Origin of the sequence: Flavobacterium sp. 103 (genome assembly GCF_003096795.1) — a bacterium.
Taxonomy (GTDB): Bacteria; Bacteroidota; Bacteroidia; order Flavobacteriales; family Flavobacteriaceae; genus Flavobacterium.
Genome location: NZ_QENX01000001.1, coordinates 1,108,028 through 1,127,294 on the forward strand (window position 1 = coordinate 1,108,028; position 19,267 = coordinate 1,127,294).

A 19,267-nucleotide genomic window follows, 5' to 3' on the forward strand; every position below is an offset into this window, starting at 1 on the left:
TTCATTGGTGTTTATGACCAATTTACAGTTAAGCTCATTTCATCACTTTATTTTTTATTTTACTTAGAAAGTTACGTTCACACCCGAAATGAATGTTCTTGAATTTGGATAAGCACCAAAATCAATTCCAGGATATAAATTATTTTGTTCATAGGAGCTTACCTCTGGATCATAGCCTGTGTATTTCGTCCAGGTAACCAAGTTTTCGGCAGATACATAAAATTTTATGCTCTGGGTTCCCAGTTTTGAAGAAATGCTCTTCGGAAATGTAAATCCTAATGTTATAAGCTTTAATCTCAAGAAAGAGGCATCTTCCACATAGCGTTCAGAAACTATTCCCAGTGGCGAGCTTGTTGCTCTTGGGATTTCATTGCTTGGATTTGTAGGAGTCCAACGATCCAATAAGGTAGCAGCGGCATTGGTTCCAAGAGTGGAGATTTCCAATTGCTGATTCAGGGCGTTGAATACTTTACCACCAGAAGCTCCTTGGAAAGAAAACTGCAAATCGAAGTTATTATAAGAAAGAGTGTTACTGAAACTTCCAACAAATTTTGGTTGCGAACTACCAAGATTTCCTTTATCAAGAGCGGTAATTACTCCATCTCCATTGGTATCTACATATTTTCGGTCCCCAACTTTTGTGTTAGCAAGACTGTTTATTTTAGGTTGGGTATTGACTTCTTCCTGTGTTTGGAAAATACCATTGGTTTTGTATCCCCAGAAAGTACCTAGAGGCAATCCTACTTTTACAGTTACGGGTTGTTGTTGCAACAAAGAACCATTTGGAACTACTGGAAAAAATTGGTTAACTCCATTTCCAATTTCCACTACCTCATTTTTATTGGATGAAAACACAAAGTTAGAATTCCATGAAAAGTTTTCAGTTTTTATATTTTCGGTAATCAATCCAATTTCAATACCTTCATTCTCAACACCTCCAATGTTCTGAAGAACTGTAGAATAACCAGAAGTCAACGGAATAGGAACATTTATTAATAAATCATTTGTTTTCTTGTAATAGGCATCAAAAACAAAATTGATTTTTCTGTCCAAAAGTGCTAAGTCCAAACCAATATTATATTGTGTTGTTTTTTCCCATTTCAAATCTGGATTTACTAAACGAGTTGGCGCCAATCCTGTTTGTATTGTACCTCCAAAAGCATAATTTACAGAACCTATTTGCGCCAAGGAAAGGTAATTACCAATTTCTTGGTTCCCAGTTGTTCCAACACTTAATCTAAGTTTAGCATCATTTATTACTTTAAGGTCTTTTGCAAAATCTTCTTCGGTTATGTTCCAAGAAAAACCTGCTGAAGGGAAATAACCCCAAAGCGATTCCGAGCCAAATCTTGAAGAACCATCAGCTCGTGCCGATACGGTAAGATTGTATCGCCCATCATAAGAATAATTTGCTCTTGCCAACCATGATTTCAATACGCTTTCGAATGCATCGCTATAGGGTTTTACCGCTACACCATCTTGTAAAGCATTGTAGGTATTAGCATCATTTACAAACTTATTTGCACCAGCATTAACCACTTCTCCTTGAGTGTATTGAAGTGTGTATCCTACCAAAGCCGAAAACTTGTTTTTTTCTCCAAAATGGGTATTGTAATTCAAAGTGTTTTCATTCAATACCGAACTTACTAATCTGTCACCAACAGAGGCTAGTCCTTTGGTTCCCGCTCCAGTTGTAGTCGTTGATGGAGCATAGTAATTTTGCTTGGTATTAATCACATCTCCGCTAACAGCAACTTTAGCAGTAATTTCTTTGTTGATTTTATACTCACCAAACAGACTGGCCAAAGTTCTATTAATTTTGGTCTCATTGATAGTGCTTTCCAAATCATTAATAGGGTTGCCTATAATTCCATTTACAGCTGTCGAATACGGATTATCAGTCAAATTATAGCTCCCATCAGCATTCTTAATAGGTACAACAGGAGGCGTATATAATGCAACAACTAATGGATTAGGCTGTCTCCCGGCGGCCGTACCACCATTGGTTCCTATACCGTTCGATATTGAATTGGAATAATTGACATTCACTCCAAATTTAAATTTTTGTGAATAATTTTTTTCGTAATTGGCACGAAGTGAAATTCGTCTGAAATCAGTTCCAATCACAACTCCATCCTGATCAAAATAGCCTGTTGAAACAGCGTATCTGGAACGGTCATCCCCTCCTGAAAATGTTAGTTGGTGACTCTGAATTGGTGCAGTTCTAAAAGCTGCCGACTGCCAGTCATATCCACCTGATTTTCTAAGGGCTTCAATCTGTTCAGCCGTAAATGAAGGAGCTTGTCCTATACTCGCCTGAACATCATTACGCAAACTTGCCCATTGTGCAGCATCAAGCAAATCGAGCTTTTTTGAAACTGATTGTACCCCAAAATATCCCTGGTACGAAATGGTATCCAAGCCTTTTGTTCCTTTCTTGGTAGTAATAAGGACTACTCCATTGGCACCACGTGAACCATAAATTGCAGTTGCTGATGCGTCTTTCAATACTTCAATAGACTCAATATCGGCAGGATTAATTGTAGAAAGCACATTAACACCCGCTCCGGCATTACTCACTCCAGCAGTACCATCATTGTTGTCATTATAAATCAATACTCCGTCTACAACATAAAGAGGTTCATTACCTGCAGTAATTGAGTTTCCTCCCCTAATTCGTACACTTGAAGTAGCTCCAGGACGACCTGAACTTTGGGTAACTACCACTCCAGGCACGGCTCCTCTCAATAAATTATCGGCAGAAGAAGTAACTTGATTTAGATTTGCTTTGGGAACAGAGGCTATGGCACCTGTGATGTCTTTTCTCTTTTGAGAACCGTATCCTACAACCACTAATCCGTTGAGTTCTTGAAGTTCTTCCTCCAAATTGATGATAACTGGGCTTCCGTCTGCAATGTATTCTGTTTTCTTATACCCTATATAAGTTACGACTAAGGTATAAGGGAATTTTTGACCCGTTTGAAAATAAAATTTACCTTCAGTATCTGTTACCACTGCGTGCGTGGTTCCTTTAATAGTCACAGTAGCTCCTGCAACAGGCAGATTCGTGATTTTGTTAACTACAGTTCCGTCAAGTTTCGACTGGATAAGTGGTTTAGTGTTTTGGGCATAGATTCCGACTGAAATCAGAAAAATGCCAATCCATAAAAGATTATATAATATTTTTTCCATTACTTTGTTTTGGTTTAATAAATAAGGAGTTTGAAAACTGATTTAATCAATTTTCATTTTCCGACTAACGATAACATTTTTTTAAGCCTGCCATTTCTGTTGCCGCAGAAATGGCTTTTTTTTTTATCTACAACACATTCGTTTTTTCATTTTATTTCTTTTTTTATTAATATTATTATTTGGATTGAATATTGTTTTTTTTGAAAAAAGGATATACCAAGCAATCAAAATAATTTATATCTATCTGTATAAATTATTTTTAAATTGATCATTAGAAAAATGGAAGATGGTATAAATTGAAGAATACTAACAGCAACAACACATTCGACGAAGAGTGTCGAATGATAAAGATCCTTGCTTGATCAAAAAAGAGATGTTTTTGATTGTCTTCAAAATTTTAGTTTTTAGTGTTAATATCGTTTTTTTAAACTCTACTATTTCTATAGACAAATGTAAGTTAAAAATATTAACTACCAAAAAAAATGATAACTATTTACTAAAAAAATGTTAACCCCTTTTAAATATCAAGTATAAAACCATTAAAAACAGAAAATTACATCTAATTCAGAAGGTGATTTGCTAAGAAATCCAATTAGTATTTATAAAAAAAAATGGCTTTTAATGCCATAAACAAAGTCAAGCTTTGACAAAATTTAAATTTTGAAGAAAAAACTGCAACAAATTAGGTTGTATTCAAAAAAAAATCAAAAGTGCACAAAAAAAGCGCAGTAATTTAGAAACTAAACTACTGCGCTTTTGGCAACCATAAAAAACTATTATTACTAACTAAACCAATTTATTTATTGTTTTGCAGTTTATTCATCTGCAGCCAAAACACCTTTGGCATTACTCGACACTTCCAACTGGAATGCAAGACCGGATTCATTAATCATCGTAAGATTAAAACCTTCTTTTTGGGCTAAAGCTTGAGAAACAGCGCCAGAAAAAGAATTATAAGCTAAATTAACACTTTTCAAATTATCCAATTTTGCAATTGTATATGGGATGTGTCCATTCATTTTATTGTCAAACAAACTTAAATTTTCGAGTGATTTTAATTTTTCTACATTCCAACTTATCTGTCCCGAAAATTTATTACTGCTCAAGACCAACTCTTTTAGATTTTTTAGTTCATATAATGACGCGGGAAGTTGACCAGATAATTCATTGTTGAATAAAGACACAACTTCTAATTCTTTTAAATTCCCAATTTGATTAGGCAATTCTCCTGAAAGCCTATTCATGAAAAGCATTAATGTATTTAAATGAGGTATTTCACAAATGGAATTCGGTATTGTTCCTGATAACTTATTAAAAGAAAGATTTAATTCTTTTAAGTTTTTCAATTTTCCAATCTTTTCAGGGATTGTCCCTGAGATTTGATTTTTAAACAAATTTAATTCTTCTAAATTTTTCAAATCGGTAATTTCATTGGGTAATGTCCCTACCAAATTATTATTGGAAAGATCGATTCCAACTACTTTATCATTTTGAATTTTAACACCGTACCAAGTTGAAACGGGTGCATTCAGATCCCATTTCACTTTCCATTGGCTACCATTTGTACTTTGATTCAATTTTATCAAAATATTTTTCTCGGCATTTGGAACGTTTGCCAATAACGAAATCGAAAAGACTACTGTAAGAAATAATGTAATGATATTTTTCATATGTAGATATTTACTGTTTTGTCGGTCATATGTAATTTGCATATCATCATTGGTGTTTGCAACCAATTTAGAATCATGCTCCTTTCATAATCTTTATGTTTACGTTTAATACAACAAAAGTAATGACAAAGTTCTATTAAATACAAAAATAATCGATTAAATACATTTTTTAATAATATATATAGTCTTTATATTACTTAATTTACATTTTAAAGACTTAAAATACATATCAAAAAATTAATTACATTTGATGCATAACCTTAAAACCTTAAATTATGGAAATGAATTGGATTGCAATTTTTGTAAGTGCATTAGCAACATTAGTAGTAGGATTTATTTGGTACAATCCAAAAGTCTTCGGTACTGCATGGATGAAAGAAACTGGCCTCACTCAAGAGGAACTGCAAAAAGGAAATATGTTGAAGATTTTTGGCTTGACCTATATTTTCTCTCTTCTTATCGTACTTGTTGAGATGTCATTAACAATACATCAAACAGGAGCTATGAGCATGATAGGTGGATACGCCAAAATAAACGAAGCGCTTCCTTCATTTAAAGCTTTCATGGCTGATTACGGTGCTGCCTTTAGAACATTCAAACATGGCGCTTTACATGGATTCATCTCCGGTTTGTTTTTTGCTTTCCCAATGATTGCAATAAACGGTTTATTCGAAAGAAAATCTTGGACATATATTTGGATACACGCCGGATACTGGATAGTTACCTTGACTATTATAGGAGCTTTGATTTGCGGATGGTTGTAAATCAAAGCTAAAAATATAAGTAAGCCTTATTTCTATACGTTATAGAAATAAGGCTTTTTTTATTGAAACAAACTTTCAATTTGACCTGCCAATTTAAAATCTCTGGTGGTCACTCCTCCCGAATCATGTGTATTCAAACGAATATTCACTTTATTATATACATTAAAAAGTTCAGGATGATGATTCATCCTTTCGGCCAATACTCCAACCTGTACTATAAAACCTAGTGCCTGAGTGAAATTCTTGAATTTGAAATCTTTTTCAATGGCATTTTTCTTGAAATGCCAATCTTTTAAATTTTCCAAAATGGGGCTTGCTGATTCTTCGTTATATGTTTGCATAATCGTTTCTTTTCTATAAAGTTAGAGAAAAGATACTGAGATTCAAAGTATCTAAGATTCTAAGATTTTGAAAAAGAATAATTACAGAATTCATAAAATTCAAATCGGAGTTCGATTATTACTTTTATTCTTTTTTTAGATAATACCAAAATAGCAAAAATGTTTCCCTTTAGCCCAATGTCATTAAGTTAAGGAAAAAAATAAAAAATAGCACGCAGATTCAGCAGATTCGGCAGATTTTTTTCTCATTTTTCTGCGGAAATCTGCGAAATCTGCGTGAAAAAAATAGTTTTTCCTTAACTTAATGGCATTGCCCTTTAGCCCCGATTGCTTCGCCAGTTCGGCTTTCAGCCTCGTGTGCGGGACAATGTCGAAAAAAATGCCAAATTTTCCTACTCCAAATCCAACTTAGAAACTTAATAACAATTTCATATAAATTGGCTAAATTTGAAAAAATATACTTACCCAATTTGAAAACAACACTTTCATATCAGATTTACGAGACCAATGCCCAACTTCCTGAAAACTGGAATGATTTAGGCTCTAAAAATATTTTTTTGTCCAAAGAATATTTTGAAATTCTAGAAAAGTCGGCTCCCAGTAATATGATTTGTCATTATATTGGTCTTTTTAAGGATCAAAACTTAGTAGGTATCGCGATCTCTCAATTTTTGGATTTAAACAAGTTGGAATCTTTTGGAGATAGAGATCGATGTGTTAAGGCTAGTGTCCGGAAATTTATTCTGAAAAATTTCGCTTCTCACGTTCTTCTCATTGGCAATAATATGCTCACAGGGCAAAATTCCTTTGTTTTTTCTGATTCCATATCGACAGTTGAAGGCATTAAAACTTTAAAAAAAGCAACTAATGATTTAAAATCTAAATTTAAATCGATAGGTAAAAAAGTGCACATCACCACTTTTAAAGATTATACTCAAAAAGATGTCGAAAACTTCACATCAGATGTCTTTACAAAAAACTATAAATATTGCATTCAGCCTAATATGACCTTTCCAATTCGTGATGAATGGAGAACGGAACAAGATTATATCGATTCTTTGATAAAAAAATATCGTGACCAGTATAAAAGAGCCCGAAAAAAAGCAGAAGGAATTGAAAAAAGAAAACTGCATCTAGAAGACATAATCAGGTATGAAGAAACGATTTATGACTTATACCACCACGTTGCGCAAAATGCGCCTTTCAACACTTTTTTTCTAACCAAAAACCATTTTAGGATTTTTAAAGAAACTTTAAAAGACAATTTCTTATTCTACGGTTATTTTTTGGATGAAAAACTTATTGGTTTCAACACATTAATCAAAAATGGCAGCACGATAGATACTTATTTTTTAGGTTATGACGATACTGTCCAAAGAGAAAAAATGCTGTATTTGAATATGCTATATGATATGATCGCTTATTCTATCAATAAAGGATTCAAAGAAATTATTTTCTCCAGAACGGCTTTGGAAATTAAAAGCTCTGTTGGGGCAAAGCCAATGGAAATGTTCGGTTTTATGGAACACAGTAATAAACATATAAACAAGCATGTCCCTAAAATATTTCCAAAATTGGAACCCGAAATTGCCTGGCAGGAAAGAAATCCATTTAAATAATTAACGAAATTTAGGCAACGGCTACCTTTAATTGTTTGGGCAAAATAGAAATTTCCAAAATACTTTCGGCTCCACAATACTCACCATCAATTTGAAAACTTACAGGAATATTAGTTTTTATGGTGGCTCTGTCTGTTGAAATTATTTCAATATCATCTGATTCAATCGGCATATTTCCGGTGATAATTTTTCCAAAAACAATTAAATCCAAATTTTTAAGAATCACTACTTCAAATTTGCCATCGTTCATTGCTCCATCCGGATTAATGATTACTCCAGTTCCATACTTTTGTGAATTGGCAATCACAATCATTCGAGCTACACATGCAATAGTTTGATTGTTTGCGGTGATTGTTGCTTCAAAAGGATCCTGCATATCTTTCAAAGTAGTATAGGCCTGAATGGCATATCCCCACATGCCGCGCGTTTCGCTATTTTCATAATTTTTGACGAGATCCGCATTGAGTCCAATATCACTCAAATGCAAACTTTTTTTACCGTTGATAGCAATCATGTCAATCTCAATATAATTACCATAAAAAGCAATCTCTAAATTTTCTTCAAGTGCTATTGGCAAATTCAAATCAACCGACAAACCGTTTGCGGAACCAGCTGGCAAAATCCCAAGAATTACATCATGCTTTTCTATTGCCTCAGCAACCATTTTTATTGTTCCGTCACCACCTGCAACCAAAATTCTTTCGGGTTGATGCTCTTTATACAATTCTCTTACTTTAAACAAATCACCTTCTCCAGAAGTCTCATATAAAATGAGTTCCAAATTTTCTTTCTTTGCAAAAAAACTGACCGCTTCCACAAATTGGGCTTTATCAACATCTCCCGATATTGGATTCACTACCATGATGATACTCTTTTTCATAATTTCGGATAGTATGTTAATAAAAAACAATAAATTTAGTCATAAATAAAATCAATCATATCAAATGAAGCCTTTTTTAAAATTATATCGTGGATATGCCAATGAACAAGAACTCATTGTCATGGGCCATGTTTTTAATTCCAACAAAGTCAAGGATTATGATTATAAAAAAAATAATTTCAAAAATGCGACTGCGATAATTAATTTATTTCGAGCAAAAACAAAACCAAATGCCGATGTGTATTTAAAATACAAAAATTCAACAATCCGTACGAGAACATTAGACGACGGTTATTTTAAGTTTTGTATTCCTGTTGATACTTCAGTTGGCTTTGGCTGGATTGATTATGAAGTAAGTATCATACATAATAATGAAAGCATAGTAGAAAAAGGAAGTTATATTCGCCCAACTGAAGGCAGTCTTGGAATTATCTCAGACATCGACGACACTTTTTTAATTTCTTACACATCAAATCCTTTAAAAAAACTGTATGTCTTATTATTTAGAAATGTAAACAGCAGAAAAATTTACCGAAACGTAGTTTCCCACTATCAAGCTTTAAGTTCTGCAGGCAGAAATAATAAAAACGAACAAAATGCCTTTTTTTATGTCTCAAGCAGTGAGTGGAATTTATATACTTTCATAATTCGTTTTACCGAAATTCACCAGTTGCCCAGAGCGGTTTTATTGCTAAAAGACATCAAAACAAGTTTAAAAGATTTTGTCTTTACAGGAAGAGGAGGCCACAACCATAAATTTGAAAAAATAAAACATATTTTGGAATTTTATCCAAATTTAAAATACGTTTTGCTAGGTGATGATTCCCAGGACGACCCCTATTTATATGAGGACATATGTAAAATTTTCCCTGTAAATGTAAAAGCGGTTTATATCAGACAAACTGGAAGTTCCAAGTCAAAAAAAGTTACATCCGTGCTGAACAACTTAAAGGAATTAAATGTAGAAATCTGCTATTTTAAAAACAGCGACGAAGCGATTGAGCATTCAAAAAGAATTGAAGTCATTTAGACCTAAAAACTAACTACATATAATAAAAAAAGCTCCGAAATGGAGCTTTTTTTATTATAAATTATCAATTTCTTCCTGAACAATTTCCCAGTCCAAAAGTAATTTATCCAACTCGGCTTTCTTTTTATTATAAGCTATAAAAAAAGAAGCATCTTCAATATGTTTATCATAATTGGAAGCCAACAATTTATCATCGTGCTGAATGTCTCTTTCCAATTGTTTAATTTGACTTTCAACTTTACTTAACTTATTTTGTAAAGCCTTGCCTTTTTTCTGATCTTCATAGGAAGCTTTGTTGCTTTCTTTTGCTACAGTAGCTTTCAAAGCATCTTTTTTCTCCACTTCACGCATATTTTCCATATTGCGTTCTTCCAAGAAATAATTGATATCCCCTAAATATTCTCTAATTCTTTGATCTTTGAATTCGTAAACAATATTGGACATTCCTTGCAAGAAATCTCTATCGTGAGAAACTAACAGTAAAGTTCCACCAAATTTTTGTAAAGCCGCTTTCAAAACATTCTTAGATTTGATATCCAAGTGATTTGTAGGCTCATCCATCAACAATACATTAATAGGTTGCAATAACAATTTACATAGCGCTAAACGGTTTCTTTCACCTCCGGAAAGCACTTTTACCTTTTTCTCTACATCATCACCACGAAACAGAAAGGAACCCAACATATCGCGTACTTTCATACGGTTCGTGTCCATTGCAGCATCTTCCATAGTTTGCAACAAGGTAATCTCTCCATCAAGATATTCGGCTTGATTTTGGGCAAAATAACCCAATTGTACATTATGACCTAATTTAATCGAACCTTGGTATTCAAATTCATTAACAATCGCTTTAATAAATGTAGACTTTCCTTGACCGTTTTGACCAACAAAAGCAATCTTACTACCACGCTCCACTAATAAACTAATATCTTTAAGAATGGTTTTATCGCCGTAGCTTTTAGTCACATTTTCGGCTTCTATAACTACTCTACCCGGCTCTTTGGAAACAGGGAAAGAAATATTCATAACCGAATTATCGTCTTCATCAACTTCGATACGTTCTACTTTATCAAGCTTTTTGATTAAAGATTGTGCCATCGAAGCTTTAGAAGCTTTGGCCCTAAACTTTTCAATCAGCTTTTCAGTCTCTTCAATTTTCTTAGCCTGGTTTTTCTGTGTCGCCAATTGTTTTTCACGAATTTCATGACGCAATTCTAAATATTGAGAATACGGCTTATTGAAATCATAAGCTTTCCCAAGAGAAATTTCAATGGTTCTATTGGTTACATTATCCAAAAACATCTTATCATGAGAAACGATAACCACTACTCCGGGATAATTACGCAAAAAGCTCTCCAACCAAATGATACTTTCGATATCCAAGTGATTAGTAGGCTCATCCAGCAACAAAACATCATTCGATTGCAACAACAATTTGGCCAATTCAATACGCATTCTCCAACCTCCGGAAAAAGTTTCAGTTTGGTTGTCAAAAACTTCACGTTTGAAACCTAGACCTAAAAGAATCTTTTCCGTATCACCAACATAATTATACCCGCCCAACAATTCAAAACGATGGGTATAATCAGATAAATCTTCAATGATTTGGCTATACTCTTCGCTTTCGTAATCTGTACGAGTTACCAAAAGGTGATTAATTTCAGCTAATTTTTTCTCGACAATTTTGATTTCGGTAAAAGCTTCATAAGCTTCTTCCAAAACTGTCCTTCCTCTTTCAAAATCAATATCCTGACGTAAAAAACCCAACCGAATTTCCTTCTCCTGAGAAATTACTCCAGAATCTGGAGCAAAGTCTTTAGCCAGTATTTTAAGCATAGTCGATTTCCCCGCACCGTTCTTTCCGACAAGACCAACACGGTCTCCCGCTCCTAATCGAAAAGTCACTTCCTCAAACAAATAAGAACCACCAAACGAAACCGATAAATTATGTATATTAAGCATGTATTATTATTTTATTCCTTTATGAATTAGTAAATTTGGTCTTTCTACAAATAGAAAAATTAAATTTTTTGCAAATGTTAAAAAAAGGATCCAAATTATATAGCATTTTAACAGGAACTTGTCCAAAATGCATGAATGAGAGTATGTATGTGGACAAAAATCCTTTACATTTAGGTTCAGTACTCAAGATGAATGAACATTGTAGTCATTGCGGTCTAAAATATCAAATTGAGCCTTCCTTCTTTTATGGGGCCATGTATGTTAGTTATGGTTTGAATGTTGGAGTAGGAATTGCAACTTTTATCGTATCCTATCTTATATTAAAAACCAGTATCCAAACTTCTTTTATTGCAATTATTGCAACATTAATTATATTATTTCCGATAGTATTAAGATGGTCAAGAAATATTTACATCAACATGTTTGTATCTTATGACCCAACAACTAAAATTTAATTAAACTTTCCCTGAACGCTTATTCGTAAATCTTTTAATATCGATTTCCCTATCGAGCTGAATATCACTTTCAATATTATCAAATAATGCTTTGGCCATTGCTGGGCCAAGCATTACACCGCGAGTTCCTAATCCATTTAATATATGAACTCTTTTATATTCTGAATGCGTTCCCACTAATGGTCTCCTGTCTCTAACAGTTGGTCGGACTCCTGCATAGTGTTCAATAATTTCAAAATCACATGAAATAATTTCTCGAATTCTCTCGATTAATTCCGCTCTTCCTTCTTCAGTAGGCAAATTGGTTTTATCTTTCCAATTATATGTAGCCCCAACTTTAAAAAAATCATTACCCAATGGCAAAATAAAAACACTGGTATTTACAACAACATCCAAGTTTAAAAGTGGAGCCTTAATAATAAACAATTCGCCTTTTGTACCATCCAAAGGAAGTTCATTAAAAAAAGGATTGGCATGTAGACCAAATCCCTCTGCAAACACAACATGCTTCGCATCTATATCTTTATAAGAAACTCCATCATCTTTAACAATTAAAGCACCATAATTAAAAGTTTCATTTCTCAAAAGTTGGTGAGATAACAGATAATCATGATATTCAGAAACCAACAAAGCTGTATCAACATATCCAGTCTGTAATACTTCACCATAACCAAAAGGAGAATCTATACCTTCAAAAGTTTTAAAGATTAAAGAAGTAGACAAAAAGGGTGCCAAAGCTGGTTTATCCGATGCAGCAAACCAATTATTTTGTTCTTCGATAGAGAAAAACTTTCTTAATATTGGTATTTTGAAATCGACCTTAGTTTCAATCTTATTGCTAAGTCGCGAGTAAAAGCCCTCCATTAATTGTAATTGCTCTTGAGCTTGCCAAACTTCACTAAAGCGCTTTAAGATAACAGGATTATAAAGCCCTCCAGCAATCTTAGAGGAATTTTGAGAATCATCGTTAAAAACCACGACAGTTTTATTATTCAACAAAGCCGTCTCAGCAAAAGAAATACCAGCCAAACCTGACCCAACAATTATATAATCAATCATAAATAATGTAATAAATGTAAAAAACAAAAAACTCTTACTTAAATTAAGTAAGAGTTTTTATTGTAAAATATTATGAAATTAGTAATTCCACATATCATGTTCGAAATCACGAATTTTATCTTTAATTCTATCAGATTCCAATAATTGATTCAAAGCATTTTCGTTTACATATTCAGTAATCAAACGGTCACCGTATACATTTTCTTCTTTGTAAATTACACCACTAAATTGACGTGAATCTAAAATTCTATCAAAAGAAACTGGCATAGCCGAATTTTTCTCGTTGAAAGCCAAATACTGATGCAAATAATCACGAATCGAAGGATAGAATATCCAGAACAAATCAATATAATCAGGATTTTCACTACCAACTTCTCTAGCTTCTGGAGCAATTGGACAGATACCTAATAAACGATATTTCAATTCACTTTGACGTTTATCAAAATACCAATACCCTTTTAATTTGTATCCTGTGATATCTTGTGCTGTTAGTTCTCTTTTATCAATAAATTGAGGATCTAAAACTTTAGCAACGGGAACAGTAGCAGGACCAACCACTTTTACTTTTTTACCTTTGACAGTTTTATAAGTAACCGACGCTTTTGCTTTTGGGTAATACAAGTCTCTATTGGCATTTACTTCTTCTCTACCTGCATTGGTAGTATCAATATAAGTAAATGAACTACTCATGTCTTTGAAAGTTTTTTTGGTATTAAAATAATCATCAGCATACACTTCAGTTATTTTATTTGTCTTAATACCTTTAATCAAAACATCAAATAATGATCTTCTGTCTTTTCCAATATTAGTTGAATCGATTGGAAAATAAAGAGGAAAATTAAATCTTTCGCTCAAATCAACAATCTCCCATGTAGTTTTACCCATCAATATATCTCTATCATCCACATAACCATAAGCCAATGGCTTATCATTGTCAAGAGATACTTGAGATTTAGTTTTTACCCCAATTTGATCTGGCGTCTTAGCATTCAGCAAATTAGACTGTGCAAATGAAGAAAAACTTCCCGCAACAAATGCTATAACCGCAACTAAATTTTTAGTCTTCATCTTTATTAATTATTAAGTTATTTAAGTAGAATAGTAACTTAAATATTATTGTATTTCGTAAATTACTGCAGCAGTTCTTGAAAGCATGATATCAGAACCAACCAATTTAGTTTTAATATCTGAAATAGTTACTTGATCTCCTCTTGTTGCTCTGGCTAAAGCAGTTTTACATTGTGCATTAACTCTGTCACCAGATACAATCACAGCAGCCTGTCCAGCAACTTTCAAAGTAAATCCAACAACATTCAATTGAACATTAAAATCAAAATCTGGAAGTTTTGCAGAAATTTGTGAAACTTCTAAACGAGACTTAGCTCCTTTAACAACTCCCATTTCTCCACCAATTGCACCAACTGGAGGTGGAATACCTTTAATTCTGTATGCTTTTTTATCTGACACTTTAGATCCGTCAGGCAAAGTACCTGTTACATTAATAACAACTTCAGAACCTTGTCCTGGATTCATGTTGTAAGCACCTGGTTTTCCAGCAGAACTCAATCCTGGAGCTGATGCTGAAACTTTATCAGCAGAAACTCCTGCAAAAGAAATTGTCATAGGATTAATAACACCTCTATAAACAACATTCATTTTATCTGCAGAAATAGTTGCTGAGTTTGGTTTTGGAACCACTACATAGTTTCCTACAATAGGAATAGCAACTGGTTTACCATCTTCCATAAAAGTAAAGTTACCATTAATGTCGTGTTCACCAACATTACCTGCACCAAAACTAAAATCAACTTGACCATCATGCAAAGCAGAACCAAGATTTAAATTACTACCGTTCACTACAACTTTAGTAGGAACTGTTGCTTTGTCAAAACGTCCAAGAACGATTTTTCCTTTTACAGCTTCTCCAGCGAAGAAAGCAGATTTTTCAGGAATTACAATTGCAGTATAATTTTTCATAGATGCAGCTGCAACAGCAGTTGAACCGGTTAATCTACTCAAAATTTGATTCTCAATTGTATTAACATCATTTTGAATAGCAGTTAACTTAGCCACAGAAGCGATAAGAGGGAAATGTTTAAAATTATAATCTAAATTATTTTTTTTAACACCTTCTCTATCAACTACATCTCCTGTATTGAACTTCGTATTAAACTCTGCTGCAATATCTTTAAATTTAGCATCGCTTCCAATTGCAGATTTAATAGCAGACTTATATGCCTCAACAGCTGCAACAACTTCTTTACCTTTTGCTGACAAGCCATCTCCACTAAACCAAGATTCATCTAATTTTGATGAATTATCCATAGTCTCGTATGGTAATTTACCATTCTCTTCTCTTTTTATATCTTTAGTAAAATCTGATTTCAAAGATTCTACATATTTATAAAAAGTATTAGTTGCTGCGTTAACCTTTTTCCCAATTTCATTAGGTACTTTATATTGCTCTGGTTTATCTTGCGCTTTAAGATCCAAATCCGCCAAAATAGCTTCATTTGAAGATAATGCTAAACCATTTGCTGTTTCAAATCTTTCATTTATTAATCCAAAAGCTGATAATACTTCTTTGGACATATTCAATGCTAACATCGCGATGAAAACCAAGTACATCAGGTTAATCATCTTCTGTCTAGGGGTTAATTTTCCTCCTGCCATTTTTTCTAATTAGTTTATTATTTAATATTATAATATATAGTTAAAAAACTAATTATCCTTTATTACTCATTGCAGTAAGCATACCACCATATACATTATTTAAAGATGCAATATTTGCAGTCATTGATTGCATTTGCTCTTTTAATTTACCAGCATTCTCGGCAATTTCTTTATTAGCTTCAGCATTTCTAGCAGCACTCTCTAACTGTACTTTATATAAGCTATTTAAAGATTCCATTTGAGCAGCAGCCATAGACAATTCTTCACTGTATTTTTTAGTTGCAGCGATAGAATCAACTGTAGGAGAAATATTTCTTGACGCATCTTCAAAATTTCTAATACTACTTCCAAGACTACTCATCAATTCACCATCAATTTTAGCTTCTTTTAACAATGCATCTAATTTAGAAGATAACATTCCGTCAGCATCATCAGAAGCAACTTCTTTTTTCTCTGATTTTTCACCACCTGCCAATTCAGGATATACCAACGACCAATCTAATTCATGTTCAACTGGTTCGAATGCCGATAGAGCAAAAATGAAAGCTTCTGTACAAAGACCAATTATTAATAACGCACTAGCTCCAGGGTAATGTTGAATTTTAAATAGGGCTCCGATAATTACTACTGCCGCTCCCATACCATAGGTAAAATTCATTGCTTTTTTGCTCAATATTGCCATCTTTTTAAAAATTTTAAAGTTAATTTATAGGTTATTTTTATTTAAATTTGGGGTTATTTTTTATTCTTACCGGTAGTCTGAGTTCCCATATAATCTTGAACTGTTCTGAATCCGATATAACTTCTAGCTGAATCTGCGTATTCAAATGCACGTGTACTTACTTGAAGGAAATAAGCAACATCTTTCCAAGATCCACCTCTTACAACTTTACGTTTATTTGAATTATCTATAACAGCAGGATTCATTGTAGATACAAAATCATAAGAGTTCGCATCATAAGCAGAATCCGTCCATTCTGAAACGTTACCAGCCATATTATATAAGTTATAGCCGTTAGTTTCATAAGATTTAGCCTCTACAGTATACAAAGCTTGATCTGCAGCATAATCACCTCTATTAGGTTTGAAATTAGCCAAGAAACATCCTCTGTCACTTTTTGTGTAAGGTCCTCCCCATGGGAAAGTAGCTGATTCAAGACCACCTCTAGCAGCGTATTCCCACTCTGCTTCTGTAGGCAATCTAAACGAGTTCACATTATCAACGTGATTTTTCTTAGATTTTAAATAGCTATTTTTGTTTAAAGTTCTCCATTCACAAAAAGCTTTTGCCTGACTCCACGTCACACCAACTACAGGATATTCACCATAAGCTTTGTGCCAAAAATAATCATTGTGCATTGGTTCATTATATGAATAAGCAAAATCCTTAATCCAAACAGTAGTATCAGGATACACTTTTACCTCTTCAGTTCTAATAAAATCTTGTCTTTTACCTACTTTAGCTTTAGCAGCAGCTTGAATATCCATCCATGTATAACGGAATTTAAGCTTATTTACATCTATAGTTCTCAATCCATTATAAGATGCTTCTAGAGGCAAATACATAGAATCCATTACTTCTGTGTAATACTCATCTGGATATTTTTTAACATCCTTAACTAATTTAGCTTTTCTATTCAATCTTTTATAAGCGTTCGGATCTTTATCTGTACCGATACTATAATAGTTATCATACATGTATTTATCGTAGGCAGTCATTTTTTCTGGATCGGAATTATTATTACTAAAAGAATAGTCAGCTATACTTCCTGTATTTTTCCCTTTACCTTTTCCATCGCTAGCTCCACCTTGACCGCTATCTTCAGCCAAAATAGCTAAACGAAAACGAATCGTAGAATCTTTTACCCATTCAACAAATTGTCGGTATTCACTATTTGTAATTTCTGTTTCGTCCATATAAAATGCCCTAACAGTAACTGTTTTTGTTGGCGCGTCTGCAACATTGGCAACATCATCATCAGATTTACCCATGATATATGATCCACCAGGTACTAGTGTCATTCCATAGGGTTTTTCAGGATGCCACTTTGCTCCTTTTACACCAACCAACTCTCCTTTGTCGCTTGATCTACCACAGCTAATCAACACTGTTAAAATTGCCGTAAATGCAATGAAATTCTTCATAAAAATTGGGGTTATCTATTCATTATTAATAGGACTGCAAACCTATTTATTTTTTATCTAAAAAACAATTCTTTTATAGTCACTTAATATTTGGTCAAATGTATGTTAAAAATTCTAAAAAAAAAATATTTTATCGCCAAAGCGCTAAAAAAGAACGACAAAAAACATCATTTTAAAATATTTGTAAGTATATCGTAAATATTTTAAATATCCACATAAAATTAACGCTTTTACTACAAATTCAATAAGCGATTTAAAACTTAAAATTTATATAACGTTTTTTCGCTGCGCTTTCCACCACCTTTCAGGCATTTCCTGATTACAGGCAGCCAAATACTCCTCATAAGAACACGGTAATAACGTGTTTTTTTTCAATTTATTGCTGGTGTTTGAAATAAATGGTATCTCAATCCACCAACGATCCGTTTTATCACTTTTATAAAATACCAAATCCTCTTCTTCAAGCGGAACTATATATTTTAAATAATTTTCTCTACTCCCAAAAGGATACTCATTTGATCTATAATGATAACCTTCTATAAAATACCAAAATATCTGCGCTATAATTACAGCTTCTTGTTTTGTATTATTGTGATTAAAAACTCCAAACGAACTTACTTTATCGCTTATCCCAGCATATCTCGATAATGTGCAAATTTCTTTACCATTAAATCCATTTGGGTTAAAAACTGTAAAATTACCAGAATCTGATGATTTTACTGAATTCAAATCTATACTCACAACATCTGCATCTCTAAAAACTGGTTCCGAAATTGAAATATTATTCGAAACTTCACCCAAACGATATGCATCAAAAAACAACTTCTCTATAAGATCAATTTCCTCCTGAGAATTGTAATAGGTCTGATAGCCAATATTACAAAAATTAAACAGATTATTAGGCTCATCTATAATAATTTTAGTTAAAAAAGAATCAGAACTAATAGTCTCATTTTCCTTACCAAAATCAAACCTACTATCAATAGATACTAAATTCACCATTTGCTCCAAATCATCGTATCCTCTATATAATGCATAGGTTAAATCCTGAGATCCTCCAATAACTATAGGTATGATTTTTCTTTTTATAAGACTTGAAGCTATTTTTTTTAATGCAAAAAAAGTATCCTCTTTTGAGTTTCCAGGAAGAATATCGCCTAAATCTCCAATTGTAACATTCCAATTACCTGGAAACATTCCATATAATTCTTTTCGAATCGCGTTTAGATCAACATCAATATTACAATCCTTATCACCTCTATTCTCAAGAACACCAATTATTGCAATATTAATTTTATTCAAATCGGGTATTGCTTCATTAGTATGTAAAACAATTTTACTGCCCAAATGTTGAGCAGACAAACCTAAAACATAGTTTAGAAATTCTTCACTTAATGGTTCTAAAAAATCAAACTCCATTTTTTGCTTCTTTTACCTCTCCTACATTACTTTCCACGAAAGAAAAAATGAGGACTAA

Annotated in this window: 15 protein-coding genes; 4 read left to right on the top strand and 11 right to left on the bottom strand. The window is 33.0% G+C overall.

What is annotated here, in order from left to right; translation table 11 throughout:
* Nucleotides 1-63: 63 nt before the first annotated feature.
* Nucleotides 64-3,192 carry a SusC/RagA family TonB-linked outer membrane protein gene (locus C8C85_RS04520; RefSeq protein WP_116796015.1) on the bottom strand — a complete coding sequence of 1,043 codons (3,129 nt, stop codon included), beginning with the start codon at nt 3,190-3,192 and terminating at the stop codon, nt 64-66.
* A gap of 815 nt (nt 3,193-4,007) precedes the next feature.
* Complete coding sequence (locus C8C85_RS04525) at nt 4,008-4,862, bottom strand: leucine-rich repeat domain-containing protein (protein WP_116796016.1); 855 nt, start codon at nt 4,860-4,862, stop codon at nt 4,008-4,010.
* A gap of 275 nt (nt 4,863-5,137) precedes the next feature.
* On the opposite strand from C8C85_RS04525, the gene C8C85_RS04530 reads away from it, so the two are divergent.
* Nucleotides 5,138-5,626 (top strand): DUF1761 domain-containing protein, encoded by a 489-nt coding sequence (locus C8C85_RS04530; protein ID WP_116796017.1) that lies wholly within the window; start codon nt 5,138-5,140, stop codon nt 5,624-5,626.
* A gap of 59 nt (nt 5,627-5,685) precedes the next feature.
* On the opposite strand, the gene C8C85_RS04535 is transcribed toward C8C85_RS04530, so the two are convergent.
* Nucleotides 5,686-5,967 (bottom strand): 4a-hydroxytetrahydrobiopterin dehydratase, encoded by a 282-nt coding sequence (locus tag C8C85_RS04535; RefSeq protein ID WP_116796018.1) that lies wholly within the window; start codon nt 5,965-5,967, stop codon nt 5,686-5,688.
* A gap of 470 nt (nt 5,968-6,437) precedes the next feature.
* Between C8C85_RS04535 and C8C85_RS04540 the strand changes: the two genes are divergently transcribed.
* Nucleotides 6,438-7,586, top strand: coding sequence for a GNAT family N-acetyltransferase (locus C8C85_RS04540; RefSeq protein ID WP_116798366.1), 1,149 nt, complete (start codon nt 6,438-6,440; stop codon nt 7,584-7,586).
* Between the two features lie 10 nt (nt 7,587-7,596).
* Here the strand turns inward: C8C85_RS04540 and C8C85_RS04545 are convergent, their stop codons facing one another.
* Nucleotides 7,597-8,466, bottom strand: a complete 870-nt coding sequence (locus C8C85_RS04545) for a diacylglycerol/lipid kinase family protein (protein ID WP_116796019.1) — start codon at nt 8,464-8,466, stop codon at nt 7,597-7,599.
* Between the two features lie 64 nt (nt 8,467-8,530).
* Here C8C85_RS04545 and C8C85_RS04550 point away from each other — a divergent pair, with 64 nt between their 5' ends.
* Nucleotides 8,531-9,496 carry an App1 family protein gene (locus tag C8C85_RS04550; protein WP_116796020.1) on the top strand — a complete coding sequence of 322 codons (966 nt, stop codon included), beginning with the start codon at nt 8,531-8,533 and terminating at the stop codon, nt 9,494-9,496.
* Between the two features lie 54 nt (nt 9,497-9,550).
* Here C8C85_RS04550 and C8C85_RS04555 read toward each other — a convergent pair whose 3' ends face one another.
* A complete protein-coding gene (locus C8C85_RS04555) occupies nt 9,551-11,458 on the bottom strand; it encodes an ABC-F family ATP-binding cassette domain-containing protein (RefSeq protein WP_116796021.1) in 1,908 nt (635 codons plus the stop codon).
* A gap of 74 nt (nt 11,459-11,532) precedes the next feature.
* On the opposite strand from C8C85_RS04555, the gene C8C85_RS04560 reads away from it, so the two are divergent.
* A complete protein-coding gene (locus C8C85_RS04560; protein WP_116796022.1) occupies nt 11,533-11,913 on the top strand; it encodes a DUF983 domain-containing protein in 381 nt (126 codons plus the stop codon).
* On the opposite strand, the gene C8C85_RS04565 is transcribed toward C8C85_RS04560, so the two are convergent.
* From C8C85_RS04565 to C8C85_RS04590, 6 genes are all read right to left on the bottom strand, one after another.
* Nucleotides 11,914-12,972: an NAD(P)/FAD-dependent oxidoreductase gene (locus C8C85_RS04565; protein ID WP_116796023.1), complete on the bottom strand. Its 1,059-nt coding sequence runs from the start codon at nt 12,970-12,972 to the stop codon at nt 11,914-11,916.
* Between the two features lie 78 nt (nt 12,973-13,050).
* Nucleotides 13,051-14,040 carry a gliding motility protein GldN gene (gene gldN, locus C8C85_RS04570; protein WP_116796024.1) on the bottom strand — a complete coding sequence of 330 codons (990 nt, stop codon included), beginning with the start codon at nt 14,038-14,040 and terminating at the stop codon, nt 13,051-13,053.
* 45 nt (nt 14,041-14,085) lie between these two features.
* Nucleotides 14,086-15,645: a gliding motility protein GldM gene (gldM, locus tag C8C85_RS04575; RefSeq protein ID WP_116796025.1), complete on the bottom strand. Its 1,560-nt coding sequence runs from the start codon at nt 15,643-15,645 to the stop codon at nt 14,086-14,088.
* Between the two features lie 52 nt (nt 15,646-15,697).
* Nucleotides 15,698-16,327: a gliding motility protein GldL gene (gene gldL, locus C8C85_RS04580; RefSeq protein ID WP_116796026.1), complete on the bottom strand. Its 630-nt coding sequence runs from the start codon at nt 16,325-16,327 to the stop codon at nt 15,698-15,700.
* Nucleotides 16,328-16,380: 53 nt separating this feature from the next.
* A complete protein-coding gene (gldK, locus tag C8C85_RS04585) occupies nt 16,381-17,790 on the bottom strand; it encodes a gliding motility lipoprotein GldK (RefSeq protein ID WP_116796027.1) in 1,410 nt (469 codons plus the stop codon).
* Between the two features lie 267 nt (nt 17,791-18,057).
* Nucleotides 18,058-19,209 (bottom strand): formimidoylglutamase, encoded by a 1,152-nt coding sequence (locus C8C85_RS04590; RefSeq protein WP_116796028.1) that lies wholly within the window; start codon nt 19,207-19,209, stop codon nt 18,058-18,060.
* Nucleotides 19,210-19,267 lie beyond the last annotated feature (58 nt).

Coding starts and splice junctions, on each gene's coding strand:
- C8C85_RS04550 (WP_116796020.1), top strand. CDS start 8,531: ATGAAGCCTTTTTTAAAATTATATCGTGGATATGCCAATGAACAAGAA.
- C8C85_RS04535 (WP_116796018.1), bottom strand. CDS start 5,967: ATGCAAACATATAACGAAGAATCAGCAAGCCCCATTTTGGAAAATTTA.
- C8C85_RS04560 (WP_116796022.1), top strand. CDS start 11,533: ATGTTAAAAAAAGGATCCAAATTATATAGCATTTTAACAGGAACTTGT.
- C8C85_RS04530 (WP_116796017.1), top strand. CDS start 5,138: ATGGAAATGAATTGGATTGCAATTTTTGTAAGTGCATTAGCAACATTA.
- gldN (WP_116796024.1), bottom strand. CDS start 14,040: ATGAAGACTAAAAATTTAGTTGCGGTTATAGCATTTGTTGCGGGAAGT.
- C8C85_RS04565 (WP_116796023.1), bottom strand. CDS start 12,972: ATGATTGATTATATAATTGTTGGGTCAGGTTTGGCTGGTATTTCTTTT.
- gldL (WP_116796026.1), bottom strand. CDS start 16,327: ATGGCAATATTGAGCAAAAAAGCAATGAATTTTACCTATGGTATGGGA.
- C8C85_RS04590 (WP_116796028.1), bottom strand. CDS start 19,209: ATGGAGTTTGATTTTTTAGAACCATTAAGTGAAGAATTTCTAAACTAT.
- C8C85_RS04525 (WP_116796016.1), bottom strand. CDS start 4,862: ATGAAAAATATCATTACATTATTTCTTACAGTAGTCTTTTCGATTTCG.
- gldM (WP_116796025.1), bottom strand. CDS start 15,645: ATGGCAGGAGGAAAATTAACCCCTAGACAGAAGATGATTAACCTGATG.
- gldK (WP_116796027.1), bottom strand. CDS start 17,790: ATGAAGAATTTCATTGCATTTACGGCAATTTTAACAGTGTTGATTAGC.
- C8C85_RS04520 (WP_116796015.1), bottom strand. CDS start 3,192: ATGGAAAAAATATTATATAATCTTTTATGGATTGGCATTTTTCTGATT.
- C8C85_RS04545 (WP_116796019.1), bottom strand. CDS start 8,466: ATGAAAAAGAGTATCATCATGGTAGTGAATCCAATATCGGGAGATGTT.
- C8C85_RS04555 (WP_116796021.1), bottom strand. CDS start 11,458: ATGCTTAATATACATAATTTATCGGTTTCGTTTGGTGGTTCTTATTTG.